This window comes from Rhizobium deserti (assembly GCF_004358025.1).
GTDB classification, from domain to species: Bacteria; Pseudomonadota; Alphaproteobacteria; order Rhizobiales; family Rhizobiaceae; genus Neorhizobium; species Neorhizobium deserti.
This window is the reverse complement of the sequence record NZ_SMTL01000001.1, coordinates 62,961-87,508: the sequence shown is the minus strand read 5'-3', so window position 1 is coordinate 87,508 and position 24,548 is coordinate 62,961. Positions and strand designations below refer to the sequence as shown.

The window sequence follows — 24,548 nt, the reverse complement described above, 5'->3', positions numbered from 1 at the left end:
AAGAAGAATTAGAAAGAGCTTTGATGGCAGGCATCGAGCATATCCTTGTCGAAGCGGACGAGGCGGGAATGCGTCTCGACCGTTGGTTCAAGATCCATTACCCGGGGCTCGGCTTCGGGCCTCTGCAGAAATTGCTGCGTTCCGGCCAGGTTCGCGTCGACGGTGGCCGCGTGAAGTCGGATGCACGGGTGCAGCCGGGACAGACGGTACGCATTCCCCCGCTGGAGGTCGACGCCAAGAAAGCCGGCCCGATTGCCGGCAAGGATCTCAAGCATTCGAGCGATTTCGAATTGCTGTCCCGCATGGTCTTGCATGAGGACGAGAAGGTCATCGTTCTCAACAAGCCGGCCGGTCTAGCCGTTCAGGGCGGATCGGGTGTTGCCCGGCACATCGACCAGATTCTCGACAGCTGGGTCAGTCCGAAGGGCGAAAAACCCCGGCTCGTGCATCGGCTCGACCGCGATACCTCGGGCGTCTTGGTGATCGCCCGCACGCGCGGCGCCGCTCAGAAGCTGACCGCCGCTTTTCGGGAGCGCCACACGAAAAAAACCTACTGGTCGCTCGTCAAGGGGACGCCGCGAAAGCAGGAGGACAAGATCTCGACTTGGCTCGTCAAGGAGCAGACGCCGGATGGCGATCGCATGCGGATCGCCAAGCATGGCGAAGACGGTGCAGATCATGCGGTGTCTTATTACCGTGTTTTGGAGACGGCGGCGCAGACGCTCGCCTGGCTGGAAATGGAGCCTTATACCGGCCGCACCCATCAGTTGCGTGTCCATGCCTTGCATATCGGCCATCCGATTATCGGCGATCCCAAATATTTCGACGACGACCACAACTGGCCTTTCCCGGGCGGCATCCAGAAAAAGCTGCACCTGCATGCCAGGCGCATCGACATTCCGCATCCGAATGGCGGCCGTCTCAAGATCACGGCGCCGCTGCCCCCGCATATGGTCCAGACCTGGAACCTTCTGGGCCTGGATATGGAAAACGGCCGCACGGATGATGATGAATGAAGCTTGTCCTGTTTGACTGTGATGGCACGCTTGTCGACAGCGCCGCGCTGATCCACGAGACCATGCGCCGCACCTTTTTGCATTTCGGTAAGCCGGAACCGCATCTGGACGATACTAAGGCTATCATCGGCCTGACCCTCGACATAGCGATTGCCCGCATGCAGGGTAAGCAGCATGCCGATGATGAGGCGGTCGAAATGATGGCTTACTACAAGTCGCTGTTTTCGACGGTCCGGACCGACCTCGATTATCATGATCCGCTGTTCGACGGGATCAATGACCTTCTTCACATGATCGGTCCGCGCAAGGACTTGGTCATCGGAGCAGTGACCGGAAAATCCCGCCGTGGCCTGGATACAATCTTGGAAACCCACGATTTTGGGCGCTACTTTGTCGTGTCGCGCACCGCCGATGATTGTCCTTCCAAGCCTCATCCGGCCATGGTCAACGAATGCTGCGAGGAGGCCGGTCTTCCAGCGGACCAAACCCTTGTCATCGGCGACGCGATTTACGATATGCAAATGGCGAAGGCTGCCGGCGCGACCGCGATCGGCGTCGCCTGGGGCTATGCTTCCGTGGACGAACTTCGACGGGCAGGCGCCGACGCCATTGTCCATCATCCCAGCGAGATACTGGCCCATATTGGCTGAGGTACTTGAATGCGTGAATTGTTTCCTGATCCCTCCCAGGCGCTGAGCCATGCCGATCCGACGCGGCGGGCGCAGATCCAGATGCAGAAACCGCTTCCGAAGCGCTTTTATACCGAAGTGTCCATAGATCGAGGCGAGGGTAGTTTTGCCATCCTCCTGGATGGCCGTCCGGTCAAAACCCCTGCGAAGAGTGCGCTTGCCGTGCCGACTTCGCAGCTGGCCGAGCTGATCCGCGATGAATGGGCGAGCCAAGTCGATGTCATCGACCCGCGCACCATGCCGATAACGCGGCTGGTCAATACGGCGATCGACGGGATTGCGGCGGATCCCCAAGCCGTATTCGAGGACATCCTCCGGTTTTCGGCTGGCGATATGCTTTGCTACCGGGCCGAGAGCCCAGAAAACTTGGTCGCGCGCCAGAGCGAGCAATGGGATCCGATACTCGATTGGGCCGCGGCTGCGCTTGGTGCGCGTTTCATCCTCATCGAGGGCGTCATGCCGCAGGAGCAGCCTCGCGAAACGATCGCTGCCTTCGCCGCGTCGCTTCGCCGCCACGACAGCCCGATCGCCCTTGCAGCGCTTCACACGATCACGACGCTGACCGGCTCGGCGATCCTGGCGCTTGCCTTTGCAGAAGGGCAGGTGACGGCTGACCAGGCCTGGCAGCTTGCTCATCTCGACGAAGACTGGACGATCGAGCATTGGGGCTCTGATGCCGAAGCGGAGCATCGCCGCGCCAAGCGACTGGAGGAAATGCAGGCTGCAGCCGCAGCTTTCCAGGCGCTGCAAGGCTCCGCTTAATGCTTCTCTAACCCTGTTGGGGGAACATGCGGAGACACTGTACTCCGGGTTCCTTCATGCTCCGCCGCTCGCTTCGCAACGCGCTGATCCTGTTTTTTGTTCTGCCGCTCGCGGCGTTTAGAATGCCGAGTTCCGACGGAAGCCGGCAAGGACTTATCTATGACGTGCGCGGTGCCTTCGTCACAGCCAAGCCCGATGTTCCCCGAGCGCTGGTGACCGAGGTCGACTCATTGGTGGATGTGGCCGTCCGCGCAACCATACGGTCTTCCATACTGCCGCGCACCATCCTGTGCGTGCGACTCAGCAACGTGTCCGGCACGGCCGTGCTTTTCGGCATGCGTCATTCGGCCAAGGTCACCGTGCAAGCCGTTTCGGTTGCGAGCGGTGAACCGGTCGCGGAAGGCAGCTTCACGACATCCGTCTTCGTATTTGATCGGACCGCAGCCGATCGTGCGCTTGCAGAAAAAGTGGCCGCACGCATCGCAGGCGAATTTCGACTAGACGCCGGCGCCCATGGCTCGCTGGCGAGTGCATTCGCAAAGTGATCCTCGGCGATCCCGGCCTTGTTCGTTCGCTCACAAGCTATATCAAGTAGATGTGAAACTCTGTCAGTATGCATAGCCCTGCAAGAATAGTAGGCGTCGCTGACGCTCTGGGGAATCGAGCGCATCTTAAGGGGTATCAAATGTTATTTTTTCAACGCCTGTCTCCATACCAGCCGCAAGCCTTAGCCGTTCTGCGGATCATGACGGCTCTCCTGTTCATCGAACACGGAACAATGAAGCTTTTCGCCTTTCCTGCGCAGGCTGGTGATGGCACGCTTTCCACACTTTCGCTGATCGCGGCTCTGCTCGAACTCTTCGGCGGGATCCTGATCCTTTTGGGCTTCCTGACGCGGCCGGTCGCCTTCATCCTGAGCGGTGAAATGGCTGTCGCCTACTTCATGGCCCATCACCCGAAGTCGTTTTTCCCGGTGCTGAACGGCGGCGATTCGGCTATTCTGTTCTGCTTTGTCTTCCTTTACCTGGTTTTTGCCGGTGCTGGAGCATGGTCGGTGGATAACCGTCGCGCGTAAGGCGCCTGCCAGAAACCGCATGACGCGACCTGGCTGATCCGGGTCGCGTCACCGTCCGCCCAGCGCGACAACCGCATTGACGGACGCGGCGACCAGGACGGTGTTGAAGAAGAACGAAACCACCGCATGCACCAGGTTGATCTTCCGCATGTCTGTCGTGGTGATGCTGACATCCGAAGTCTGTGCGGTCATGCCGATGATAAAAGCGAAATAAAGGAAGTCGTAGGCACCGGGACTGGCCGTTTCCGGGAAATCGAAACCGCCCCGCCTGGCCTCGCTTCCGTCCTTCTGGGCGCGTGGCCGCCAGTAGAGATGGGCATAGTGGAGAGCGAACATGGTGTGGATCGTGAGCCATCCCAGGACGACGGAGCCGAAGGCAAGGGCGACTTCCAGACCCGCTGGCCTGTCCCCATTGAGGGCGTCGAAGAGCGAGACGACCGCGGCAACCGCCGCCAGGATGGTCACTGCGAGTAATGCTATCGCCGGCTCATCCTCATTTTGACCGCGGTTTTTGAGTGTTGGCCCGTCCAGCCGCGGGATACGCAGCCCCATCATGACCAGATAGATCAGGAAGAACACGATAGCTGTGACGCCCGGCGCGAAGTGCGGCGCCCAATTCAGCATGACCGGAAGGCAGATCAGTGCGGCAATCGTGCCGATGAAAAATGGTCCGTGCCGATGATGCCGCAATCTTGTCCAAGCCGCTGGCATGCATGCCTCCCGTTTATGCGCCGGACTTGACACGGCGGCAGAGCCTGTCGAGCGTTTCCAGAAACTTCGAACGGTCACGTGGCGAAAAGGCGGCGTTGTAGCCCTTGCTCTCGCCGGTTTCGCGCAGGTGCGCTCCAAGATCCCGCATCGCGCTCGCCATGCCGATATTGCCCTGGTCAAAAATCCGGCCGGTTGGTCCCGTCACCTGCGCACCGGCAGCGACGCACCGGACGGCGAGCGGAACGTCGGCGGTGATGACGATATCTCCGGGGCTGGCACGTTCGGCAATCCAGTCGTCGGCCGCGTCGAAGCCGGAAGAAACGATGACGTTATGAATCATCGGATCGCGCGACGGCCGCAGGCCGGAATTGGCGACGAGCGTCACCTCGAAACCATGCCGTTCGGCGACCTTCAGGATCTCCGGCTTTACTGGACAAGCATCAGCGTCGACATAGATCATTGGGGCGACCTCAGCATGTCTACATGCGGGATGTCGTCCTCGAGATATTCATCGGATATCGGCGTGAAGCCGAGAGAGCCGTAGAACTTCTGCAGGTGGCTCTGGGCTGAAATCTCGATCACCATATCCGGGTAAGCGTTTTGGCATTCGAGAATCGCCTCGCGCATGACGGCTTCGCCCAGACGCTTGCCGCGATGATGCGGCGAGACCGCGACGCGGCCGATACGGGGACGATCTGCCGGCGTCGGGCGCCACAGGCGTGCGCAGGCGAGAAGATCACTACCGTACAGCAGGCGCAGATGCAGGCAGTGTGGGTCATTGCCGTCGATTTCCGGATAGGGGCATTTCTGCTCGACGACGAAAACATCGACCCGCAGTTTCAGCATGTCATGCAGTTCGATGGCGGAAAAGTCTTGCAGTCTACGCACATCGACTTTGTAGGTGGGCGTGGCCGTCAATACACCACCACCCCGCGGATGCTTTCGCCGTTGTGCATCAGTTCGAAGCCCTTATTGATGTCCTCGAGCGGCATGGTGTGGGTGATCATCGGATCGATCTGGATCTTGCCGGCCATGTACCAGTCCACGATCTTCGGCACGTCGGTGCGGCCCCGCGCGCCGCCGAAGGCCGTGCCCATCCAGTTGCGGCCCGTGACCAGCTGGAACGGGCGCGTCGAGATCTCCTGGCCGGCACCGGCCACCCCGATGATGATCGATTTGCCCCAGCCGCGATGCGAAGCTTCCAGCGCCTGACGCATGACCTTGGTATTGCCGGTGCAGTCGAAGGTGTAGTCGGCGCCGCCGATCAGGTCGTTGCCCCGCTTGGTAAGGTTGACGAGGTAAGGCACGATGTCATCGCCGACCTCCTTCGGATTGACGAAATGCGTCATCCCGAATTTTTCACCCCATTCCTTGCGATCGGGGTTGATGTCGACGCCGATGATCATGTCCGCCCCTGCTAGCCTCAGACCCTGAAGGACGTTGAGACCGATGCCGCCCAGGCCGAAGACGATCGCCGTCGAACCGATCTCGACTTTAGCAGTGTTGATGACGGCGCCGATGCCGGTCGTCACGCCGCAGCCGATATAGCAGATCTTGTCGAAGGGCGCGTCGGGATTGACCTTGGCGACGGCGATCTCCGGCAGGACCGTGAAATTGGCAAAGGTCGAGCAGCCCATGTAATGGTGGATCTTGTCCTTGCCGATGGAAAACCGGGACGTGCCGTCCGGCATCAGGCCTTGCCCTTGCGTGGAGCGGATGGCGGTGCACAGATTGGTCTTGCGGCTGAGGCAGGAATAGCATTCGCGGCATTCCGGCGTGTAGAGCGGGATGACATGGTCGCCCTTCTTCACCGAAGTGACGCCCGGTCCGACATCGACGACCACGCCGGCGCCTTCATGGCCGAGGATTGCGGGAAACAGGCCTTCCGGATCGGCGCCCGACAGGGTGAAGTCGTCCGTGTGGCAGATGCCGGTCGCCTTGACCTCGATCAGCACTTCGCCGGCCCGCGGCCCTTCCAACTGCACGGTCATCACTTCAAGCGGTTTGCCAGCCTGTACGGCAACGGCGGCGCGGACATCCATGATGTTTCTCCCTGATGCTTGGTTTTGAGTCGAGCGACCTTCGCACAGCCAGGCCTAAGGCCTCAAGCCGTCGTGAGCCATCCGCAGTCGCAATCTCGTCAGAACGCGCTAGGCTCGATCAATGGAATATGCGGTGATGCAGTTCGCGGCAACACGCCGCCCAACCGCGGATCGTCGATTATCTCGACCATGAACCGGTATGGGGTAAAGCCGGAGCGTTGGTAGAAGGGCAGCGCTGCCGGCGAATCGAAATGGCAGGTGTGCACCCAGAACCGCGTGATCGGCTTCGACCATGCCTTCGCGATCGCATTGCTCATCAAAAAACGTCCGGCACCCTTGCCGATCGCATCTTTGACGAGGCCGAAATAGCCAAGCTCGCACTCGCCCTCCTGCCGGAAGTCGAGTTCCAGCAGGCCGATCGGGCGGTCTCCATCGCGCAAAACATAAATTTCGACAGCGGGATTTCGGAGAATGGCATTGAGCGCCTCGTCCGACATCACGAGCCGGGATACCCACATCCAGTTTTCGCCGACAGCGCGGAAGATAGCACGGTAGGCTTCCAAGGAGGGCGATGCCCAATGATCCAACGCAAACCTGCTCTCGGTCTCGGGAGACGGTCTCGGTTTTGGTGGCGCGAACATCTGCAGGCAAGTCACCACGGTCGCGAGCTTGCCTGGAGGGACGCTGGAATAGCCATCCGGTAAAATAGGATTTTCTTTTTTCATGATGCTTTTCAAGCCGCCTGGCGCGGTCGTGTCAATGCCCATGCACCTTTGCGGCTCGCCTATGCAGCGCGGCCCTCCTGGCAGAACCGTGCCTGGTCACTGATCGAATAGCGCAAAGACGCTAGAGCGTCGTACGGGTGCGTCTGAGTCGCGACCTGCGCCATCAGTTCATTCCAGCCGGCATGATTGTGAAGCGGAGATGCAAGCATGTTAATCTCCACCAGAACTTCCGTCTCCCGGGGTGAAGCAACAAGTTGGCCGTGATGGACGACGCGGCGCAAGACGCGCCAAACATAGGCGAGATCATAAAGCGTGACGGCGTCTGCCGGTGGGCGACTTTCGGCATAGCCACACTGATCGGCGGCCAGGAGTGCATATCTGATCTGGTCCAGCGCGAAGGCCGACAGACGGTCCGGCACATCTGTCGCAACCTCCATGGCATGCAGCAGCAATTCCAGCTCCAGAGGCGTCGGAACGACACCGTCGCATGCCAGCAGGTCGATCAGCCAATCGGCCTTCGCGTCGTTAAACGCTCCTTTTGGGCTGATCTCATGAACGACGAAGGAAGTTAGTGATTCGACGAAATAGCGCTCCCACTCGGCACATGGGTTTTGGCAGGCGCGGTGGAGAGCCAGCAGGGCATCGGCATCGTCTGGACAGGCAATGCCATCTGGAAATGCGTATTTCCGCATCAGGATGACGTCTTCGCGGTCAATGTGCCCTTTGCCGACGATCAGACAGGCAGGGAAAGAAAAGCGGTACTCGCTCATCTTCGTATCTCCGTTTCATCATGAAACTGAGGGCGGACCATATGGTTCACCAGTTGAAGGAAAGACAAGAATGGCAGTTAAGACGGGTTTACCAGACGGCTCAGGCGAGAACTTCCTGCTTCGATCTGACACGTTCGCGCCAAATGATGAAAAGACCGGAGCCGACGATGATGCCTATGCCGAACCATTTCGATGCCGTCGGGAAATCTCCGAACAGCGCGTAACCGAGCACAGTGGCCGAGATGATCTCGAAATACTGAAAAGGTGCCAGCAATGAAAGCGGCGCCAGGCGAAAGGCGCGCACGACGAGAAGGTGCATGTACCCCGAAAGCGATCCCAGCAGGATCAGGAGGAAGAGGCCGGCCAGAGATGCCGGCAGCGATAGCTCGAAGTCCGTTGCACCCATGCCGCTGCCCGCCGCCAGGGCAGCGCCCATGAACAGAGTGCCGCCGAGTCCCGCCAAGGTCTGCATGACCAGGGGCGTGTCGGCATCACCGATGGCGCGATTGAGAAAGAGGTAGAGCGTGAAAAGAAATGCGCAGGCGATTGGCAGAAGTGCCGTCCAGCCGAAGATTGTATAGCTCGGCTGGATGACGATCATGGCACCACCAAATCCAATAGCAATCGCCAGCCACCTGCGCCATCCGACCTTTTCCCCGAGGAAGAGCGCAGACATCATGGTGAGCATGAACGGCTCCACGAAATAGATCGCGAAGACATCGGCGAGCGGCATGTATTTCACCGCAGCGAAGAACATCAGGCTGGCGGCCGCATGCAGTGCGCCGCGCAACAGGTTCATCCACGGCCGTCTTGCTTGGAAAAGGTTACGTGTGCTGACAATCGTCAATGGCAGGAGGCAGACCAGCTGGAAAAGAAACCGGTAAAATGTGACTTGCCCCGGCGACATGGCTTCAAAGGTTGCCATGTATTTCGCGATAGCGTCCATGACAGGCAGGACAATCATGCAGACGGCCATGATGGCCATGCCCTGCAAGGGGTTTTCGGTTGTCGAAGGGGAAGTCATGCGGGCACTTTCGAAGGATGACCCCTTCAATCACAGCGCCCGATGATGTTCAAGCAGCATGCTCTGGATCGGCTGCTTTCAGAGAGGATCTGTAAGAGACTCTGATCCATCTTTGGTCGCCCGTTCCGGCCAGAACTTAACTGATTGCGGAAGTAGCAATAGAACGTCGATCGGCCTGGCTGGCGCAAACTGCATCGTGCCGCGCCATGAGGATCTGGCAGTCGCACGATTATGCTTGTATGCTGACGTCTAGATACCCTCCTAGCGGAGAGAATGGTGCGGTCGAGAAGACTCGAACTTCCACGGGTTGCCCCACAGCGACCTCAACGCTGCGCGTCTACCAATTCCGCCACGACCGCATCGTGGTAGGCGCCGATTTTGCGTCGGCGGGGCAGCATGTAGCAAAAGGATTTGGGGTGCACAAGGGCGCCATGACAGATTTTTGAAGGATAAAAAAATCGCGTTTGGATCCCTATATCAAGCGCCAATAAACAGGCCTTGCCGCTGCATTTCCTTTTTGCAAGAAGACACCCATGCTGACACGAACAGAACTGCACGCTTCCATGTTGCCGCAGCCGGGCTCTCCCCCGGTGCGCTGGCGAATCTCCGACGATCCGGTCCCGTATGAGGAGGCGGTGGCGGAGATGGAGCGGCAGGTTGCGGCCATAGCCGATGGCGAAGCAGACGAACTGGTCTGGCTGGTCGAGCACCCGCCGCTTTACACGGCAGGCACGAGCGCTGATGTCGCAGACCTGATCGAGCCGGATCGCTTTCCGGTATTTTCGACCGGTCGCGGCGGAGAATATACCTATCACGGTCCAGGCCAGCGGGTCGTCTACGTGATGTTGGACCTGAAGCGGCGGCGCCAGGACGTACGGGCCTATGTGGCGGCGCTCGAGGACCTGGTAATCCGGACGCTGGACATGATGAACGTGCGCGGCGAGCGGCGTGAGGATCGCGTTGGCGTTTGGGTGAGGCGGCCAGAAAAGCTGCTTCGGCCGGATGGATCGATGGCGGAAGACAAGATTGCTGCGCTCGGCATCCGGCTGCGCCGCTGGGTGAGCTTCCACGGACTTTCCATCAACGTCGAGCCGGACTTGTCTCATTTTTCTGGCATCGTCCCCTGTGGGATCAGCACTTACGGTGTGACGAGCCTGGTGGATCTCGGTCTGCCGGTCATGATGGCGGATGTCGATATGCGCTTGCGGGAGGCATTCGAGGAGATATTCGGCCCGTCCCGGATGGAAGCCAAGGAAGTCTGAATCATGGTCGAGGTGAAGATCAAGACGCGGCCGATCGGCGCAACCGCTGCTGTCGGGCGTTTCGGCCATCCGCGAGTAACCAGTGATACGGGCGGCGAGGTGGGAATAGTCACGGGAGCCGCCGAACCCGGCTTTAACCCCCTTGACCTGATGTTCTCGTCGCTGGCCGGCTGTCTCGTGCTGAGCGGCCGCATCGCCGCGAGCAAACTCGGCTTGCTGGACAGGCTGAGCGAAGTGCGGGCACATGTGACGGGAGATAAGGCCCAAGAGGGACCTTCCCGGATTATGCATTTCAGGATTTCGCTGGCGGTAGACGGCGATCTGAGCATTCACGAAAAGGCGCAGATCTCCCATATGGCGGAAGAGATCTGCACCGTCAGCAACACCCTCAAAGCGCTGCCGACATTCTCGGTCGCTGCCAATTAGTCGTCATCGGGAATGCGGGTATCGACGCCGGCAAGCGTGAGGTTGTTGGTGACGGCACGGACACCGGCTATGCCCTGGATCGTTCTTCCGATCTTGCGGGCCGTCGACGCCTCGTCGACAGTGCCTTCGACGGTGACCTTGCCGTCTTCGACATGGACATCGATCAGGTCCATCTCGATAATCTCAAGTGCATCGAGGGCGTCGGTAATCCGCTCTTCAAGATCGTCGGCTTCTTCCAGCCCCTGGGTGGCCGGCACTGCGCTGTCGACAATACGTTCTTCCATGCCGTCAGCATCGACTTCGTCGACTCGGTAGCCCTTGTTTCGCTCCCTGTCGAAATTGGCTTCCGGATCTCCGTAAGCGGCGTTCTCGACCGGATCAGAGGTTGCGCCCGGCTGGTCGGCATAGGGCCAACCTTGGTCAATGTTGCGGGTATCGTAATCGCGATAGTCTTCCTCACGCGATATATCGTCTACCTTCCTTTCGGCCGTCATGGTGATCTCCTGTCTTCTTCCGGTTTACGGGCGGTCCGACCTGCTGATCGTCACGCGGTAGTCATAGAACCCGGTAGAACTTGGTCGGTTCCCTGAGAGAATGGAAAGCCTGCGGTGAATTCTGCAGCTGCCAGGAGCACCGGCTTCAATCCGACATGGCGATATCCTTTTCCCAGCGACGGACCAGACGATCCCGCTTCAGTCGCGACAGCCTCCGCAGCCAGAATAGGCCATCCAGCTGATCGATTTCGTGCTGCATGCAGATCGCGTAGAAACCCTCTGCCTCTTCCTCGTGCACCAGCCCGCTGAGATCCTGATAGCGGAAGTGGATCTTTCGAGGCCTTTCCACTTCGGCAGTAGCGCCGGGCATGGACACGCTTCCCTCCATGTGACGCATGGTTTCCGCTGAGGCGGAAAGGATCTGCGGGTTGACGTAGAAGCGCGATTCTCTGGCCGGCTCCAGTTGCAAGACCACGAGCCGTAAGAAGACACCGACATGGGCGGCTGTAATGCCGACCCCGGGCGCCGCCCGCATAGTTTCGAGAGGTCGTTCGCCAGCGTCACCAGGTCTGCGTCGAAGGTGGTCACCGGTCGGCAGGATGTGGAAAGACCAGGATCGGGATAACGCAGGATTTTCATGACGGTCATGTTGGCAGCCTCGCTGAACTTCGCGACCCGTCTGCACCTCTACCGAATTCGCAACGCGGCAGCAGACTGGACCCGCAGAGCCATTTGCTCTAGCAGACGGGCGGCGGCAAGAGCTGGACGTCAATGTCTACCTATCCGGTTGTTGACAATAAGTTTTCGACCGCCATTCTCCTGACGGTCAGGTGCAGGAAACGAGGGCGCAATGAGCGATATCGGCGAAGACAAGCGCGTCCGCACCAGAAGGGAAGAAGCCGGCGACGACATCTACGCTGAGGATGGCTCGATCCGTGCAGATTTTCTCGCCATGGTCGGAGCCTCCATCGCAGACCGTGACGTGCTTTTCCTGCGCAACCACGTTGCCCGCCTGCACGAATCAGAATTGGGTGACCTTCTGGAGTCCATTTTGCCAGACCAGAGACGAGCGCTCGTGCGCCTTCTCGGAAAGGATTTTGACCTCACGGCATTGACAGAGGTGGACGAGGCGATCCGCCTCGAGATCGTCGACCAGATGCCCAATGCGCAGATCGCCGCGGCGATCGGTGATCTCGATTCCGACGATGCCGTCTACATTCTGGAGGATCTCGATCAGGAGGACCGGGAAGAGATCCTCGCGCAGTTGCCGTTTACGGAGCGGGTACGGTTGCGTCGGGCGCTCGACTATCCGGAAAGTTCGGCCGGCCGTCGCATGCAAACGGAGTTCGTTGCAGTGCCGCCGTTCTGGACCGTTGGCCAGACCATCGACTACATGCGCGACGAAGAAGATCTGCCGGACAGTTTTACGCAGATCTTCGTCATCGACCCGACGTTCAAACTTCTCGGTGTTGTCGATCTCGATCGCATTCTCCGGACAAAGCGTCAGCTCAAGATCGAAACGATCATGCGGCAGACGAATTACCCCATCCCTGCCGATATGGACCAGGAAGAGGCAGCCCAGCTCTTCGAGCAATATGACCTGCTATCGGCCGCAGTGGTGGACGACAATGGACGGCTGGTCGGCGTGCTGACCATCGACGACGTCGTCGATGTGATCCAGGAGGAAGCGGAAGAAGACATTATGCGTCTCAGTGGCGTCGGCGACGAGGAGCTTTCCGATACGGTCGTGGACACTTCCCGGTCGCGCGTTCCCTGGCTGCTGGTCAATCTCGTGACCGCTTTCATTTCCGCTTCGGTCATCTCTCTCTTCGAGGCGACGATCGAGCAGGTTGTAGCACTTGCGATCCTCATGCCCATCGTTGCCGGAATGGGCGGCAATGCCGGCTCGCAGACGATGACGGTGACGGTGAGGGCCCTGGCCACCCGCAACCTCGACATCCACAATGCCTGGCGCGTCGCCCGGCGCGAGGCCGGCGTCGGCCTAATCAACGGCTGCCTCATCGGCTGTCTGGTAGGGTTGGTGGCTGGGTTGTGGTTTCACGACATCCATATTGGCGGGCTGATCGCGACCGCCATGCTGATCAACATGTTCGCCGCCGCCATGGCCGGCATCATGATCCCGCTGCTGCTCGACAGGGCAGGCGCTGATCCTGCCGTTTCCTCGGCCGTTTTCGTGACCGCAATCACGGATACGACGGGCTTTTTCTCCTTCCTCGGCCTTGCCACATGGTGGTTTGCGATCCGCTGAATGTCTCCGAAAATTGACTGTTACGTAAAAGTCAATTACGGTTCGGCTTAGACAGCAGGAAGCCATTGTGGACAAGTTTTATACGATCACGGAGCTGACGCGGGAATTCGGCGTTTCGACCCGCACCCTTCGCTTTTACGAGGATGAGGGGCTCATCCATCCAGAGCGGCGTGGCCGTACGCGGCTTTTCCGGATAGCGGATCGCCGCCTGATCCAAGAAATCCTGCGCGGTCGGCGCATCGGCTTCACCATCGCAGAAATCCGCGAGATCATTCAGATCTACAAGGAACCGCCAGGTGAAATGGGGCAGCTGAAGCTGCTGATGAAGCGCGTTGACGAGAAGCGCGACGAACTCCGCCAGAAGCGCAAGGATATCGACGATACGCTTTCCGAGCTTAATAATGTCGAGGAAGCCTGCCTGACGCGTTTGGCCGAGATCGGCGTCGGCACCTGACTTCACTCACGGCAGGGGCTCGCTAATCGAGCACTGCTCGGCGATCGTCTGAATGCGGTCGTCCTGCGCCGAGATCGCTCCGGTCTGCAACGGCGTCATCAATTGACCTGCGATCAAACGGTCTGCAGTGCAGCTGCAGAAATGCCGGCATAGAGGCTGGTCGCCGCCTGTCTGGCGGCAACTCATCTCACAGCTCAAAACATAATTCTGGCGCGGATCTGTTGGCGGAGCCGGGTGAACGAGCGATATCAGGTAGACGATGGCGATCAAGATGGGCTGGTGGACAAGGTAGATGATGAGGCTGTGCCGCCCGGCCTTTGAAAGCAGATTGGGTTTCGTTTGTACCGCCGCCAATCTAGGCAGCCATTGCTGCGCCAGAGCAAGGCGGGCAAGGGCAATGCCCAGCAGCAGGGCGGCAATCCACGGGAAAAGCGGCACATAATCATTGGAGCGGGGAGGGATCTCCGCAAATCCGATCCAGCTGAGAAAGCGCGTATTGAAGACGGGCAAGTCGAGCATGCCGGGCATCAGGCTGTAGTCGACGACCATGCCCAAGATGACCAGGAATGCCAAGGCTGCGGGAATGAAGATCGGCAACCGCAGGAAGGCGATGCCGATGAGACTGGATATGGCGATATTATGCAGGATGCCGAAATAGATCCATTCGCTCGGGAAGACGATCAGTGTGGCAAGGCTGATCGCGGTGGCCGCTCCAGCGACTACGGCGAACCGTTTCCAGAACCAACGCCAGCGGACATGCGGGTAATGTGCCAACACGAGGCTGATGCCTGCCAGGAAGAGGAAGGAACTCGCAATTGATCGGGCATAGATACGGAAAAACCCTTGCGTCGCCGTTCCCGGCTCCACGTAGCCGAAGAATTCCAGATCCCAGGTGAAGTGATAGGTCGCCATGGCGATCAGTGCCACGCCCCTTAATGTGTCTATGAGGGTAATGCGAGGCACGCGTGGTGATGGGGTCTGGCTATCGGAGGCGGTCACATTCAATCTTTCTGATCTATTCAGGATCGCGATCCATGATTGCCAGCCGCGCCTGCGAAAAATACTGGCGCCGGGTCAGCACGATGATGACCACCAGCGTCATGGCGATGAACATATAAGGGCCGACAAACCAGCCGAGATATCCGATCGACAAGAAGATCGCCCTGAGGCCCGCGTTGAAATTGGCGGCAGCGATTGTGTTCATCCGCACCACCTGATCCGCAGCCCGTTCAGCTGCGCGCCGGTCGCCGGCTGCCTCCGACATCATCGGCAGGCCGCCGAACAGGATCGTACAGTAGTTGAACAACCGGTAGGACCAGCCGAACTTGAAGAAGGCATAGCCGAACAGAAACGTCAGGCCAGCAACCTTGAGCTCAAAGGCGGTGCGGCCTCCATAGGCCACGAAGGGCAGATTGCCAAAAATGGCGTCCACCTTGTCGGTTGCGCCGAGGAGGGCAAAGCAGCCGCCGATCGCGAAGATCGATGTGGATGCGAAGAAAGCCGTGCCGTTCTGCAGCCCTGCCATGATCTGCGTGTCGATCATTTTGAGGTCGCGGTTCAGCGAATTGTAGATCCACCGCTTGCGTCGTTCGGCCATGGCGCGGTTGAGGCTGAGGCGCGGGAAGAGTTTGGCGCCACCACCTGCCGTCAGCCAGGAGTAGACCGCCCAAAGCAGGGCAAAGAGTGCAAGCGCAATATAGTCAGCGGCTGTCATTGGCTCACCGGGACTGGAGCTGTCTTCGTTGCTCCCCTCATGCTTTGTTTCCGTCATAACGGCAAGACGTGCTATAGTATTCTGGTTCGTTCCTATCTATCTCAAGGATGTCGCGCGCATCAAACAGGATGTCGGGCTGCCGCCCGAGGCCCGTTCTCGTTTGACTTAGGCTGGCCATGATCTTTCACTGTGCGTGTTTGTAATGTTTCTTTCCGTTTTCGACGTCTTCAAGATCGGCATTGGCCCATCGAGCTCCCACACGATGGGTCCGATGTCGGCCGCCAATCGGTTTCTGGCATTGGTCTTGTCCAATGAATGGCCGCGGCCGATCAGTGCGCGTGTCGCGGCGTTGAAAGTCAGCCTGCATGGCTCGTTGGCATACACCGGTATCGGCCATGGCACGGGCAGAGCCGTCATCCTGGGGCTGATGGGCGAGGAGCCGCATGCCGTCGATCCCGACCGGATGGACGAGATCATTGCTCTGGTGGAGCGAACCGGGCGTGTGACGCCGCCAGGGCATCCAACTTACGATTTCCAGCCAAAGACCGATCTGATCTTCGACAGAAAGCAGCCACTGCCCGGCCATGCCAACGGCATGAGCTTTTCCGCTTTCGATACCGATGGCCGCCTGCTCCTCAAGCGCATCTATTATTCCATCGGCGGTGGCTTCGTGGTGACGGATACCGAACTCGATACAATGCGCGGGTCAAGGAAATCTGACACCGACACCCGCGTTCCTTACCCCTTCTCGACCGCAAGGCAGATGCTGGAAATGGCCCGGGCGTCCGGTCTGACGATCGCCCAGATGAAGCGTGCCAACGAAGAAACCAAGATCAGCAGCACCGACCTCTATCAGGGGCTCGACCGGATCTGGGAAGCGATGACGACTTGCATCGACCGGGGCTTGAAGGTCGACGGCATCATGCCCGGCGGTTTGAAGGTCAAGCGGCGCGCGCGCGCCATCCATGACAAGCTCAACGAGGAGTGGCGCAGCAATCGTCTCAATCCCTTGCTCGCCAACGATTGGCTGAGCGTGTACGCCATGGCCGTCAACGAGGAAAACGCGGGGGGTGGCAGGGTCGTAACCGCGCCCACCAATGGCGCAGCAGGGGTCATTCCGGCAACGGTACGATATTACCTGCATTTTCACGAGGACGCGACGCGTGAGGACATCCACAATTTCCTGCTGACGGCAGCTGCCATTGGAGGTATCATCAAGCACAATGCATCGATTTCTGGAGCCGAAGTCGGCTGCCAGGGCGAAGTCGGTTCTGCTGCGGCCATGGCTGCGGCGGGCCTTGCTGCTGTCCTGGGAGGTTCGCCCGAGCAGATCGAAAACGCCGCTGAGATTGCCCTGGAACACCATCTGGGCATGACTTGCGATCCGATTGCCGGGCTGGTTCAGGTACCTTGCATTGAACGTAATGCGCTGGGGGCGGTGAAGGCTGTCACCGCGGCGTCGCTCGCCATCAAGGGAGACGGTACCCATTTTGTGCCGCTCGACGCCTGTATCGAGACCATGCGCCAGACGGGCAATGACATGAGCGAGAAATACAAGGAAACCTCGACCGGCGGCCTCGCCGTCAATGTGGTCGAATGCTGAGTGATACCGTGACTGTGGAGCACGGTCGCCAAAGCTTGACCTGCGGCGCCGACAGGTCTTGAAGAAGACATGGCTCTTCATTTGATCAAACTTTGCGTCGGCGCCGATTCAATCCAGGATCTGCAGGACTGGGTGTCCGAACGTGCCCTGAACGCGATCGCCGCCGGGCTTGAACCGCATAGCATCCATACCACGCGCATGGTGCCCAAACGCGTCGAGGAATTGCTGAGCGAGGGCTCGCTTTACTGGGTGATCAAAGGACAGGTCATGGCGCGTCAGAGCCTGCGTGACATCAGGACGGCGACCGGCGCTGATGGCATACAGAGATGCCAGCTCATTCTCGGCCCGGAAGTGATTGAGACCGTCCCTCAGCCACGCCGCCCTTTCCAGGGCTGGCGCTATCTTCAGGCGGAGGATGTGCCCGAGGATCTTGGGACGCTCGGTCAGGGCATGGCCCAGATGCCGGAAGACCTCAGGCGGGAGCTTGCCGCCTTGGGACTTCTCTAGATCAGCGTAGCCTGAGCCGCACGGGGGAGTGTCCGCCGCGTTTGCCAATGTGAAGATGGACGCTCGCCTCCGGCTGCGAGTGACGCCACGCGCGCGCCCCATGGCTCAGAAGCATAGCGACGAGATCCTTGGTCTTTTCCTTCGAGCGGTTGAGGCCAAGGCCTGCCAGCCGCATGGCTGCTTCATGAAGAGGGTTGAGGGCAACGCCCCTGGCCTTGCTCCTGGCACCCGACGCGAACGCCAGGTCAGCGCTGTTTTCATTCATTCCCATGGGAAACCCCGTTACGCATTACATTCGAGATTTCACCGCGCCGAACAAGGCGCGGTCACTAAGTCGACCGCTGACGGATGCTTACTGCATCGAGGCCCAGCAGCTGATGCCCTTCTTCTTTAGGATGCCGCAGGCATCGCTTGCCGTCTTCTGGTCATCGAAGCCGCCGAAGCGCGCGCGATAGACCTGGCCGCCACTGCTGCTGAACGCGACGGTGAAAGGTTTGGCGGAACGCAATACCTTGCCGCCTTTATCCTGCGCAGTCTGCAGGAGATCGAGAGCCAATTTCTCGCTCGGAGAAACGCCGATCTGGATAACCCAGCCGGAAGCCGCGCGAGATACAGACCTGGCGGGTTCGCCCGTGGAAGCGGTTGTTACCTGATCGACGGCGGCTTTTTCGCTGACGCTGTCGGCGACGACGATCGCCGCAGCGCGCTTGGGGAGGTATTCCGGAGCCGGCGTGGGCACAGCCGGGGAGTTCGCCATGGCTGCATTCAACACTTGGCTTGCGGTCTTCTTCTGCGACGATTCGCCGATATAGGCCGAAGCTGGTGCGACAGGCTGCTCCGTATAGCGGGCACCGGGAACCGGGCCGCTATTGGGAAGATCGAGCGCCGTCAGCTGCCGGGCATCGGAGGCCGAGGCGGCAACACGAGGCTGGGATACCACCGGCATGGTGGGGACGGGCGCCGCAACGCGGGCAGCCGGAGCCAGCGCGACAAGATTGCTGTCGCCGGCGCGGGATGCCTTAGGGAGATATTCAGCCACGAGCTTGCGCATGGTGGCATCACGGGCAGCACTGGAGCGACCACCGAGGACAACGGCGACGATGGAGCGGCCATCGAGCTGTGCCGAGGTCGCCAGATTGCTGCCGGCAGCGCGGGTATAGCCGGTCTTGATGCCGTCAACGCCCTTTACGGTTCCCACGAGACGGTTGTGGTTGCCGATGACCTGCTTGCCGAAATTGAAGGTACGGATCGAGAAGTAGCCGTAATACTGCGGGAAATGCTGACGCAGGGCGATACCAAGCCGCGCCTGGTCGCGGGCGGTGGTCATCTGTGCTGTGTTGGGCAAGCCGTTGGCATTGCGGTAGGTGGTGCGTGTCATGCCAAGCGCGCGTGCCTTGCTCGTCATCATCTGCGCGAAACGCTCTTCGGAGCCGCCAACATACTCGCCGAGCGCCGTAGCCATGTCATTGGCCGAACGGGTGACGAGTGCCCGAATTGCCTGATCCACGGTGATCGCGCCGCCGGGACGCACACCGAGCTTGGAGGGAGGCTCGGCCGCCGCATGTGCAGATACCGGAACCTGCGAATCAAGCGAAATGCGACCAGCCTCAAGCGCCTCGAAGGTAAGGTAGAGCGTCATCATCTTGGTGAGGGAAGCAGGATAACGCAGACCATCCGGATCTTCACCGTAAAGAACCTTCCCGGTCTTTGCGTCCACAACGATGCCGGCATATTTTGGCTCAGCATGCGCAGGCTGCGCAAAGAACGAAAACGCCAACGCGATTGTCAGGATATATCCGAGATACCGTCCCTGGACGGCCGCACGACCCTTGGGGAGGGAAGTGGAGAACATGCTTTTCGACACTGCCGCACTCATCGTTTGCATGAGGTATGTATTATTTCCGGACGCACCCCCGTCGCGACCGTTGCGGCCAATCTAGGGGAATAGCGTTACCAAGAGGTTTATGATGAACGGCGGCTTATGCCGGCCGCCGACATTTTAACGATCACTGCCCGCCACCGTTCGCGCTTCGGCAAGGCGGGTTTCGACAAATGATCCAACTGCGGCATCAATATGTTGCCAGTCCTTCAAAAGAGCGCTGGAAAAGCGGTAAAGCACAATCAAATCCTGTCCCAAACGGATGTCCCGCTGGCAGTCACCGCTGGTGGGTCTTTCGCCGGCAGCGGGAAGAATGCAGCGGACGACGTAGTCAGGTGCCGTGCCCCGCGAGGCCGTGAGGATCACCTCGCGGCCATAGCCGCTGTCTCCGCGCAAGTGATGGAGCGTCAGTCCGGCCACGGCTGGCTGCGGCGGTCCCTCAAAGAGATGGGTGTAGATCGGCTCCAGCCGGCCTGACATGTCGCGTGACATCGTGCTCTGCGAAAGCTGCAGAAAAATCAACGATTCGGGTCGCGAGACGTCATCGAACCTCGGCCTCAGGTCTTTGCTGTAGCCCTGCAGTTCCGGCCAGGCTAGGTAGAGGTCGATGCGTTCGGCGCTTCCCGAGTGGCGCTGCTCATGAAAGCGAATGGCGTTCGCTGGAAGCTTGAGATGGTCCTGCCCGGTCTCAACGAAATATTCTTGTCTGCTTTCGGTATGACCGCCAAGTGCAATCCTCTTGCCGAACCACTGTCCGCCGACGCTGATTGCTGTAGTCAGGAGCGCAAGTGCCGCGACTGCAGCCGTGAGCTTGTATATGAAGCGGCCGGAGATGAGGGCCTGTTCAGGCGCCTGAGAAGACGCTGGCTGTACGCTTGCCATGAGTGCTCCGTTCCCGCGTGAAATCCTAAACCCGTGCGCAGGATTGGAGCAGTCTCTCAAACTTGCCGGCGCGGGCGCGTCGGCAGTTTCCGTTTTACATGGTTAATTTCAGGTTAAGCGCATCAGCCGACGAGATTGCATGGAGAGACTGCATAGTTTCCTCGGCGGGCGACTTCGAGTGTTGTGGGGGTGTGGACGGGCGGTTTACTTGCCGACGCTGCCGACGGCGACGGCACGGCCGTCCTGGAGCTTGACCCAGCGCGCCGGGTCTTCGTTCGACTGGCGCTTCAGGAACGTATATTCCGTGTCCGACCACAACAGGACCTTGTTGCGCATGTTGTCGAGCACGAAATCTCCGCGGTCGGTGCGAACGGTGAGCACGGCATGGCCTTCGCCATTCGGCTGCAGAACCACCGTGATCAACAGGTCGGAGGCGTCAAAGCCCTTGGCCATCAGCATCTTGCGCTTGAGGAGGGCGAAGTCTTCGCAGTCGCCAACCGTACGAGGATAGGCCCAGCGCTCTTCGATGCCAAAGATTTCCTGGTCCGTCATCGGCTGGATCGCTGTGTTGACGCTGTAGTTGACGTCCAGAAGCGTCCGCCACTTCTCTTCCGTCAGGGCCGCAGGGCCGGCGTCTTTATAGGTCGTGGCGCATTCGCTGACATAGGTCTTGCAGAACTCGTAATGGCCGATCGGCGGGTTGGCCTGGCCGATGACGCGCATCGCGCCATTGGACATGCCGAAGGATGGCATTGTGGAAGAAACTGCGACGACTGCGGTTGCGATGGCGAGGCCAAGAGCCTTAAGACATTTCATTTTTCTGTCTCCCGTTCTTGGGATGACAGTGCCACACAGACTTTGAGCGACCGCAAAATAGCGTAGTAAAATCAAACGCTTATTATAATCAAACTTGTCTAAAACACGCGTAAAATACGCGCAAAATTTAGTTCAAATTGTACTGAAAATCAGCCAGCCGAGCGGTATATCGGATTTGCTTCCGGTCAAGTTAAAGCCTTGCGTCCAATGGCTTTTTAGCGCCGTCGGCTGGTTCTAACCGGATGTCATGACAAGCCTGACTGATATCGGTTGAGCCGGCCCTGGACCCGGCAAAGTCCTTCCGCCGCAGAAATCAGCTGGTCGGATAGGGGTTCACCCGCCAAAAAAAATTCCCAAAAAGATACAGAAAAATCCGCGGCCAGTCAGCGCAAGGTCACCTTCGGTAGGCAATGATATCGCGGGACGATATCGGGAATGCGCGTTAGCTCTGCACGAAGGCGGGGTTAGGCGTTGACGTGGCTCCAGGGCCGGGCAGTTACACTCATTCGTCCGTGCGCCGGAGGCCGAACACTTTTACAGATGGTGGTGGGTACGGGAGATTTGGGGAGAGTCGCGACGAGGCGCTTCCCTGGAACGGCCTGAAGGCCGTGACGGCGTTACAGGAATTCCGTCAGCGCTTCGCGAGACTGCACCGAGCTGAACTCGATGGCGACGCCTTCCATGAAGTGGCGGACGACCCGACCACGCATATTGCCGAGGCGCACCGGCGTGCCGAGGTCCGGTCGGATCTCGAGATCGACAGCTGCACCGGAGAGCGAAAGGTCCATGATCCGGCACTTGTAAAGGCGCCCGTCGTCGAGCGTAAGGTCGCACAGAGTGTTGCGCGGCGTCAAACGGTCGTGGCGGCGGTCTTCCGGCAGGCCGAGTTCATGTTTGTTGGCGATCCAGGTCAGCTGCGCCGCAAGCTTTTCCCGTTTACGGTCGGTCGCGTTGATCGTCATGGTGAAGCCTTGGTCGGTAACGGCAACAACCGTACCTTCGAGCCTTCCGATGTGATCCAGATAAGCAATGACGCGTTCGCCAGACCGGGGCCGGCCGATGCAGGCAAAATGTACATCGCCTGGCGACATATCAACGACCGAGCAAGGGAATTCCTCTTGGCTGGCCAGCATCAGTCGTCCGGAGACGTTGACCGAGACGCGCTGAAACGACCGCTGAGCGGGGACGTTCTGCGTCGACGGACTGGCGGCCGGCTGGAAGGAAAACATAAACAGCTTCTCTGAAGGGACCTGCGACGGAGACTATAGCGGCGGCCAGTTAACATAACGTTCCAGCCAAGAGTCGCGGTTCAGGGCAGGCGGTTGTGGCTGACGAAGGTAGCCGGAAGCGATCGCCAGAAGCGCGAGAAAGGACCGTCATCTCCGCCAGCCCCGTCCATCTGCGGCTCTCCACTATCGCTTCCGAGCAAGGTCCAGCTTTCAAGCGCAAGACCGACTGCCGGAAATGCTGTGTCTGGGACTGGCTCCTGCTGGGGCAGGAGCGCGCCAAGGACGCGGTCGCTGTGCGACCCTCCTGAACGAACGGGGAGCAGAAGCATCTCATAATGATATGCTTCCTCATCCTTTGCGACGTTGACTTGAAGCAAGGCCGGCTGCTCGTAATGGATGACGTTCTGAACGATCTCCAGAGATCGGCTGCTTTCCCCGTCCGTCCAGATGGCGCCGAAAGAACTGCCGCGAAACTCTCGGTCGAACAGGTCGCAGATACGTGTTCCTGCGAGGCGGAAGGAGAGCGTTTCTTGAGGGCCACTTTCGGCAATGAACAGATGCGGCAGAATGCGGCGCAAAGCCACGGGATCGATTTCCGTGCGCAGCGGTGCAGGGCGGCTGCCGCGCAGCTGGATCCAGTAGTCGAAGACCTGTCTGCTTGCCTGGTTTTGCATTCGGTATGCGTGCTCCATTCCAATACAGGTCACGCCACAGACGCGACCGGAAACTGAACTGCAGCGAAAATCGTGCCACGAGCAGGTGGCTATGGTTAAGGATTGGTAGCAGGTTCCGTTGTTGAGCATCTCCGCTACCGGTCTGCGGGAGTGACCTGCTTCCTTTTCAAAATGCCCTCCTGTAAGGCTGAAGCAATTACGGAAGGACAAGCATGGACGAGAAGCGCAATCTGGCTCCGGAAGAGGGTGAGAGGCAGGCTCAGGCGGTTGCTTCGCAGCCGATTTTCAACCTGCCGCGCAGCCTGGTTGCAACGCTATCCCTGCTGGTCGCAGTTTATGCTGTCTGGGCTTATTTTCTTAGCGAAGACATGCAGGCTTATGTGATCGTGCATTTCGGCTTTACGCCGTTGCGTTATGATTATCTGAGTTCCGGGCAGCCCCTGGAATGGCTCTGGACCCCGGTAACCTATTCGCTGCTGCATGGAAGCATCGAGCATATCGGGTTCAACGCCCTCTGGCTTGCCGCATTCGGAGCTCCTGTCGTTCGCCGGATCGGCACCGTCAGATATGTCCTTTTCTGGATCTTTTCGGCGGCAGCATCGGCGTTCTTTCACGCAGGTCTGCATTGGGGGGACGAGACGCTGCTGGTTGGGGCCTCTGGCGTTGTATCAGCCCTGATGGGTGCCGCATGCCGCTTCGCCTTCCCCGTGGGGCGGGGCTATGATCGGGTGTCGGGCCATCTTTACCCGCGCCAGCCGATCCTTGCCGCATTCCGCAACCGGACGGTCATGATCTTCATGGCCATGTGGCTGCTCGGCAATGTTCTGATTGCGCTGGGGCTTCCGCTCATGGGTGCGGAATCGGGTGAGATCGCATGGGATGCCCACATTGGCGGCTTCCTCTTCGGCTTCCTGCTTTTTGCTCTGTTCGACGTGAAGCGCCCGGCGCGTACCGTGATCACCACGCCTTGATCTCTTTGTAAGGCCGTTCTAAAGTTTCAGCCGCAGGAGGACTGCGCGCTTTTGGCGAGCTGGAGGGGTCGCCGAGTGCGAACTGATTGGTGAGGAGAGAGCCATGTCGACAACCGTCAAGACTATGCTGGACACCAAGGGGCGCGACGTCGTCACCGTTGATCCCGACCGGACTTTGCTCGAGGTGGCGCAGATCCTGAACGACAAGAAGATCGGCGCGGTCGTCATCACCGGAATGGAAGATCGAATTTCCGGCATCTTCACGGAACGAGACCTTGTGCGAGCCATCGCGGTGAATGGTGCTGATGTGCTGGCCCAACCTGTGAAGGCGACGATGACGACGAATGTCGAGCGTTGCCGCGAAGAGCAGAGCGTCGACGACCTCATGGGAATGATGAGCGCAGGTCGCTTCCGTCACGTGCCTGTCGAGCAGGATGGAAAACTGATCGGCATCATTTCCATCGGCGATGTGGTGAAGTCGCGGATCCGCGAGGTGGAACTGGAGGCCGAGCACATCAAGGCTTATATTGCAGGCTGACGGGGTGGCGGTATAG

Annotated in this window: 29 protein-coding genes, 1 tRNA gene and 1 pseudogene; 13 read left to right on the top strand and 18 right to left on the bottom strand. The window is 59.4% G+C overall.

From position 1 onward, the window contains the following. The first annotated feature begins 23 nt into the window (after nt 1–23). The 5 genes from E2F50_RS00475 to E2F50_RS00455 all read left to right on the top strand — a co-directional run bounded on the left by E2F50_RS00475 (nt 24) and on the right by E2F50_RS00455 (nt 3,542). Nucleotides 24–1,016, top strand: a complete 993-nt coding sequence (locus E2F50_RS00475) for an RluA family pseudouridine synthase (RefSeq protein WP_133314117.1) — start codon at nt 24–26, stop codon at nt 1,014–1,016. Beyond that, complete coding sequence (locus tag E2F50_RS00470; RefSeq protein ID WP_133314116.1) at nt 1,013–1,666, top strand: HAD-IA family hydrolase; 654 nt, start codon at nt 1,013–1,015, stop codon at nt 1,664–1,666. The genes E2F50_RS00475 and E2F50_RS00470 overlap by 4 nt, the downstream gene beginning before the upstream one ends. Nucleotides 1,667–1,675: 9 nt before the next feature. Next, entirely contained in the window at nt 1,676–2,467 is a 792-nt protein-coding gene (locus tag E2F50_RS00465) for an ATP12 family chaperone protein (RefSeq protein WP_133314115.1), read from the top strand. A 56-nt stretch (nt 2,468–2,523) separates the two neighbouring features. Continuing rightward, nucleotides 2,524–3,012: a hypothetical protein gene (locus tag E2F50_RS00460; RefSeq protein ID WP_133314114.1), complete on the top strand. Its 489-nt coding sequence runs from the start codon at nt 2,524–2,526 to the stop codon at nt 3,010–3,012. Nucleotides 3,013–3,152: 140 nt separating this feature from the next. After that, nucleotides 3,153–3,542, top strand: coding sequence for a DoxX family protein (locus E2F50_RS00455; RefSeq protein WP_133314113.1), 390 nt, complete (start codon nt 3,153–3,155; stop codon nt 3,540–3,542). A gap of 48 nt (nt 3,543–3,590) precedes the next feature. Here the strand turns inward: E2F50_RS00455 and E2F50_RS00450 are convergent, their stop codons facing one another. The 8 genes from E2F50_RS00450 to E2F50_RS00415 all read right to left on the bottom strand — a co-directional run bounded on the left by E2F50_RS00450 (nt 3,591) and on the right by E2F50_RS00415 (nt 9,173). Then, on the bottom strand, nt 3,591–4,253 hold the full coding sequence (locus E2F50_RS00450) for a DUF1345 domain-containing protein (protein WP_133314112.1): 663 nt from the start codon (nt 4,251–4,253) through the stop codon (nt 3,591–3,593). A 13-nt stretch (nt 4,254–4,266) separates the two neighbouring features. Next, on the bottom strand, nt 4,267–4,713 hold the full coding sequence (locus E2F50_RS00445; protein ID WP_133314111.1) for a YaiI/YqxD family protein: 447 nt from the start codon (nt 4,711–4,713) through the stop codon (nt 4,267–4,269). Further along, nucleotides 4,710–5,171: a GNAT family N-acetyltransferase gene (locus tag E2F50_RS00440; RefSeq protein ID WP_245515241.1), complete on the bottom strand. Its 462-nt coding sequence runs from the start codon at nt 5,169–5,171 to the stop codon at nt 4,710–4,712. Before E2F50_RS00440 ends, E2F50_RS00445 begins: the two co-directional genes overlap by 4 nt. Beyond that, nucleotides 5,168–6,295, bottom strand: a complete 1,128-nt coding sequence (locus E2F50_RS00435; RefSeq protein WP_133314110.1) for an S-(hydroxymethyl)glutathione dehydrogenase/class III alcohol dehydrogenase — start codon at nt 6,293–6,295, stop codon at nt 5,168–5,170. Before E2F50_RS00435 ends, E2F50_RS00440 begins: the two co-directional genes overlap by 4 nt. 98 nt (nt 6,296–6,393) lie before the next feature. After that, nucleotides 6,394–7,062, bottom strand: a complete 669-nt coding sequence (locus tag E2F50_RS00430; protein ID WP_245515240.1) for a GNAT family N-acetyltransferase — start codon at nt 7,060–7,062, stop codon at nt 6,394–6,396. A 17-nt stretch (nt 7,063–7,079) separates the two neighbouring features. Further along, nucleotides 7,080–7,790: a hypothetical protein gene (locus E2F50_RS00425; RefSeq protein WP_133314109.1), complete on the bottom strand. Its 711-nt coding sequence runs from the start codon at nt 7,788–7,790 to the stop codon at nt 7,080–7,082. Nucleotides 7,791–7,890: 100 nt separating this feature from the next. Further along, the gene (locus tag E2F50_RS00420) at nt 7,891–8,814 is read right to left on the bottom strand and encodes a DMT family transporter (RefSeq protein WP_133314108.1); all 924 of its coding nucleotides are present in this window, start codon (nt 8,812–8,814) and stop codon (nt 7,891–7,893) included. A 274-nt stretch (nt 8,815–9,088) separates the two neighbouring features. Further along, nucleotides 9,089–9,173, bottom strand: a tRNA-Leu gene (locus E2F50_RS00415). Nucleotides 9,174–9,347: 174 nt separating this feature from the next. On the opposite strand from E2F50_RS00415, the gene lipB reads away from it, so the two are divergent. Beyond that, a complete protein-coding gene (gene lipB, locus E2F50_RS00410) occupies nt 9,348–10,076 on the top strand; it encodes a lipoyl(octanoyl) transferase LipB (protein WP_133314107.1) in 729 nt (242 codons plus the stop codon). A gap of 3 nt (nt 10,077–10,079) precedes the next feature. After that, nucleotides 10,080–10,502 carry an OsmC family protein gene (locus tag E2F50_RS00405; RefSeq protein ID WP_202615388.1) on the top strand — a complete coding sequence of 141 codons (423 nt, stop codon included), beginning with the start codon at nt 10,080–10,082 and terminating at the stop codon, nt 10,500–10,502. Here E2F50_RS00405 and E2F50_RS00400 read toward each other — a convergent pair. Beyond that, on the bottom strand, nt 10,499–10,996 hold the full coding sequence (locus tag E2F50_RS00400; RefSeq protein WP_133314105.1) for a BON domain-containing protein: 498 nt from the start codon (nt 10,994–10,996) through the stop codon (nt 10,499–10,501). The genes E2F50_RS00405 and E2F50_RS00400 overlap by 4 nt on opposite strands. Nucleotides 10,997–11,141: 145 nt before the next feature. Then, nucleotides 11,142–11,644 (bottom strand): annotated as a pseudogene (locus E2F50_RS00395) (peptide deformylase). Nucleotides 11,645–11,846: 202 nt separating this feature from the next. Between E2F50_RS00395 and mgtE the strand changes: the two are divergent. Continuing rightward, the gene (gene mgtE, locus E2F50_RS00390) at nt 11,847–13,265 is read left to right on the top strand and encodes a magnesium transporter (protein WP_133314104.1); all 1,419 of its coding nucleotides are present in this window, start codon (nt 11,847–11,849) and stop codon (nt 13,263–13,265) included. Between the two features lie 67 nt (nt 13,266–13,332). Further along, complete coding sequence (locus E2F50_RS00385) at nt 13,333–13,719, top strand: MerR family transcriptional regulator (RefSeq protein ID WP_133314103.1); 387 nt, start codon at nt 13,333–13,335, stop codon at nt 13,717–13,719. Nucleotides 13,720–13,725: 6 nt separating this feature from the next. Here E2F50_RS00385 and E2F50_RS00380 read toward each other — a convergent pair whose 3' ends face one another. Together E2F50_RS00380 and E2F50_RS00375 are read right to left on the bottom strand one after the other, a co-directional pair. Then, nucleotides 13,726–14,718, bottom strand: a complete 993-nt coding sequence (locus E2F50_RS00380) for an acetyltransferase domain-containing protein (protein ID WP_133314102.1) — start codon at nt 14,716–14,718, stop codon at nt 13,726–13,728. A gap of 16 nt (nt 14,719–14,734) precedes the next feature. After that, on the bottom strand, nt 14,735–15,433 hold the full coding sequence (locus E2F50_RS00375) for a DUF599 domain-containing protein (RefSeq protein ID WP_133314101.1): 699 nt from the start codon (nt 15,431–15,433) through the stop codon (nt 14,735–14,737). A gap of 202 nt (nt 15,434–15,635) precedes the next feature. Between E2F50_RS00375 and E2F50_RS00370 the strand changes: the two genes are divergently transcribed. Both E2F50_RS00370 and E2F50_RS00365 read left to right on the top strand, forming a co-directional pair. Beyond that, nucleotides 15,636–17,036: an L-serine ammonia-lyase gene (locus tag E2F50_RS00370; RefSeq protein WP_133314100.1), complete on the top strand. Its 1,401-nt coding sequence runs from the start codon at nt 15,636–15,638 to the stop codon at nt 17,034–17,036. Nucleotides 17,037–17,105: 69 nt separating this feature from the next. Then, nucleotides 17,106–17,543: a DUF1489 family protein gene (locus E2F50_RS00365; protein ID WP_133314099.1), complete on the top strand. Its 438-nt coding sequence runs from the start codon at nt 17,106–17,108 to the stop codon at nt 17,541–17,543. 1 nt (nt 17,544) lies between these two features. Here E2F50_RS00365 and E2F50_RS00360 read toward each other — a convergent pair whose 3' ends face one another. The 6 genes from E2F50_RS00360 to E2F50_RS00335 all read right to left on the bottom strand — a co-directional run bounded on the left by E2F50_RS00360 (nt 17,545) and on the right by E2F50_RS00335 (nt 23,023). Then, entirely contained in the window at nt 17,545–17,814 is a 270-nt protein-coding gene (locus tag E2F50_RS00360) for a hypothetical protein (protein ID WP_133314098.1), read from the bottom strand. Nucleotides 17,815–17,895: 81 nt separating this feature from the next. Beyond that, the gene (locus E2F50_RS00355; RefSeq protein WP_133314097.1) at nt 17,896–19,428 is read right to left on the bottom strand and encodes a D-alanyl-D-alanine carboxypeptidase; all 1,533 of its coding nucleotides are present in this window, start codon (nt 19,426–19,428) and stop codon (nt 17,896–17,898) included. A gap of 114 nt (nt 19,429–19,542) precedes the next feature. Then, nucleotides 19,543–20,304 (bottom strand): hypothetical protein, encoded by a 762-nt coding sequence (locus E2F50_RS00350; protein WP_133314096.1) that lies wholly within the window; start codon nt 20,302–20,304, stop codon nt 19,543–19,545. Nucleotides 20,305–20,508: 204 nt separating this feature from the next. Continuing rightward, complete coding sequence (locus tag E2F50_RS00345) at nt 20,509–21,057, bottom strand: transglutaminase-like cysteine peptidase (protein WP_133315169.1); 549 nt, start codon at nt 21,055–21,057, stop codon at nt 20,509–20,511. 680 nt (nt 21,058–21,737) lie between these two features. Then, the gene (locus E2F50_RS00340) at nt 21,738–22,349 is read right to left on the bottom strand and encodes a PilZ domain-containing protein (protein ID WP_133314095.1); all 612 of its coding nucleotides are present in this window, start codon (nt 22,347–22,349) and stop codon (nt 21,738–21,740) included. 80 nt (nt 22,350–22,429) lie between these two features. Continuing rightward, nucleotides 22,430–23,023 (bottom strand): PAS domain-containing protein, encoded by a 594-nt coding sequence (locus tag E2F50_RS00335; protein WP_161973922.1) that lies wholly within the window; start codon nt 23,021–23,023, stop codon nt 22,430–22,432. Between the two features lie 212 nt (nt 23,024–23,235). Here E2F50_RS00335 and E2F50_RS00330 point away from each other — a divergent pair, with 212 nt between their 5' ends. Beyond that, nucleotides 23,236–23,994, top strand: coding sequence for a rhomboid family intramembrane serine protease (locus tag E2F50_RS00330; protein ID WP_133314093.1), 759 nt, complete (start codon nt 23,236–23,238; stop codon nt 23,992–23,994). Between the two features lie 103 nt (nt 23,995–24,097). Further along, a complete protein-coding gene (locus E2F50_RS00325) occupies nt 24,098–24,532 on the top strand; it encodes a CBS domain-containing protein (RefSeq protein WP_133314092.1) in 435 nt (144 codons plus the stop codon). The last annotated feature ends 16 nt before the right edge of the window (nt 24,533–24,548 follow it).

Bases quoted from the DNA above. Each gene is read 5' to 3' on its own strand.
- E2F50_RS00475 (WP_133314117.1), top strand. From the start codon at position 24: ATGGCAGGCATCGAGCATATCCTTGTCGAAGCGGACGAGGCGGGAATG.
- E2F50_RS00470 (WP_133314116.1), top strand. From the start codon at position 1,013: ATGAAGCTTGTCCTGTTTGACTGTGATGGCACGCTTGTCGACAGCGCC.
- E2F50_RS00465 (WP_133314115.1), top strand. From the start codon at position 1,676: ATGCGTGAATTGTTTCCTGATCCCTCCCAGGCGCTGAGCCATGCCGAT.
- E2F50_RS00460 (WP_133314114.1), top strand. From the start codon at position 2,524: ATGCTCCGCCGCTCGCTTCGCAACGCGCTGATCCTGTTTTTTGTTCTG.
- E2F50_RS00455 (WP_133314113.1), top strand. From the start codon at position 3,153: ATGTTATTTTTTCAACGCCTGTCTCCATACCAGCCGCAAGCCTTAGCC.
- E2F50_RS00450 (WP_133314112.1), bottom strand. From the start codon at position 4,253: ATGCCAGCGGCTTGGACAAGATTGCGGCATCATCGGCACGGACCATTT.
- E2F50_RS00445 (WP_133314111.1), bottom strand. From the start codon at position 4,713: ATGATCTATGTCGACGCTGATGCTTGTCCAGTAAAGCCGGAGATCCTG.
- E2F50_RS00435 (WP_133314110.1), bottom strand. From the start codon at position 6,295: ATGGATGTCCGCGCCGCCGTTGCCGTACAGGCTGGCAAACCGCTTGAA.
- E2F50_RS00430 (WP_245515240.1), bottom strand. From the start codon at position 7,062: ATGGGCATTGACACGACCGCGCCAGGCGGCTTGAAAAGCATCATGAAA.
- E2F50_RS00425 (WP_133314109.1), bottom strand. From the start codon at position 7,790: ATGAGCGAGTACCGCTTTTCTTTCCCTGCCTGTCTGATCGTCGGCAAA.
- E2F50_RS00420 (WP_133314108.1), bottom strand. From the start codon at position 8,814: ATGACTTCCCCTTCGACAACCGAAAACCCCTTGCAGGGCATGGCCATC.
- lipB (WP_133314107.1), top strand. From the start codon at position 9,348: ATGCTGACACGAACAGAACTGCACGCTTCCATGTTGCCGCAGCCGGGC.
- E2F50_RS00405 (WP_202615388.1), top strand. From the start codon at position 10,080: ATGGTCGAGGTGAAGATCAAGACGCGGCCGATCGGCGCAACCGCTGCT.
- E2F50_RS00400 (WP_133314105.1), bottom strand. From the start codon at position 10,996: ATGACGGCCGAAAGGAAGGTAGACGATATATCGCGTGAGGAAGACTAT.
- mgtE (WP_133314104.1), top strand. From the start codon at position 11,847: ATGAGCGATATCGGCGAAGACAAGCGCGTCCGCACCAGAAGGGAAGAA.
- E2F50_RS00375 (WP_133314101.1), bottom strand. From the start codon at position 15,433: ATGACAGCCGCTGACTATATTGCGCTTGCACTCTTTGCCCTGCTTTGG.
- E2F50_RS00370 (WP_133314100.1), top strand. From the start codon at position 15,636: ATGTTTCTTTCCGTTTTCGACGTCTTCAAGATCGGCATTGGCCCATCG.
- E2F50_RS00365 (WP_133314099.1), top strand. From the start codon at position 17,106: ATGGCTCTTCATTTGATCAAACTTTGCGTCGGCGCCGATTCAATCCAG.
- E2F50_RS00360 (WP_133314098.1), bottom strand. From the start codon at position 17,814: ATGGGAATGAATGAAAACAGCGCTGACCTGGCGTTCGCGTCGGGTGCC.
- E2F50_RS00355 (WP_133314097.1), bottom strand. From the start codon at position 19,428: ATGCAAACGATGAGTGCGGCAGTGTCGAAAAGCATGTTCTCCACTTCC.
- E2F50_RS00350 (WP_133314096.1), bottom strand. From the start codon at position 20,304: ATGGCAAGCGTACAGCCAGCGTCTTCTCAGGCGCCTGAACAGGCCCTC.
- E2F50_RS00345 (WP_133315169.1), bottom strand. From the start codon at position 21,057: ATGCCATCCTTCGGCATGTCCAATGGCGCGATGCGCGTCATCGGCCAG.
- E2F50_RS00340 (WP_133314095.1), bottom strand. From the start codon at position 22,349: ATGTTTTCCTTCCAGCCGGCCGCCAGTCCGTCGACGCAGAACGTCCCC.
- E2F50_RS00335 (WP_161973922.1), bottom strand. From the start codon at position 23,023: ATGCAAAACCAGGCAAGCAGACAGGTCTTCGACTACTGGATCCAGCTG.
- E2F50_RS00330 (WP_133314093.1), top strand. From the start codon at position 23,236: ATGGACGAGAAGCGCAATCTGGCTCCGGAAGAGGGTGAGAGGCAGGCT.
- E2F50_RS00325 (WP_133314092.1), top strand. From the start codon at position 24,098: ATGTCGACAACCGTCAAGACTATGCTGGACACCAAGGGGCGCGACGTC.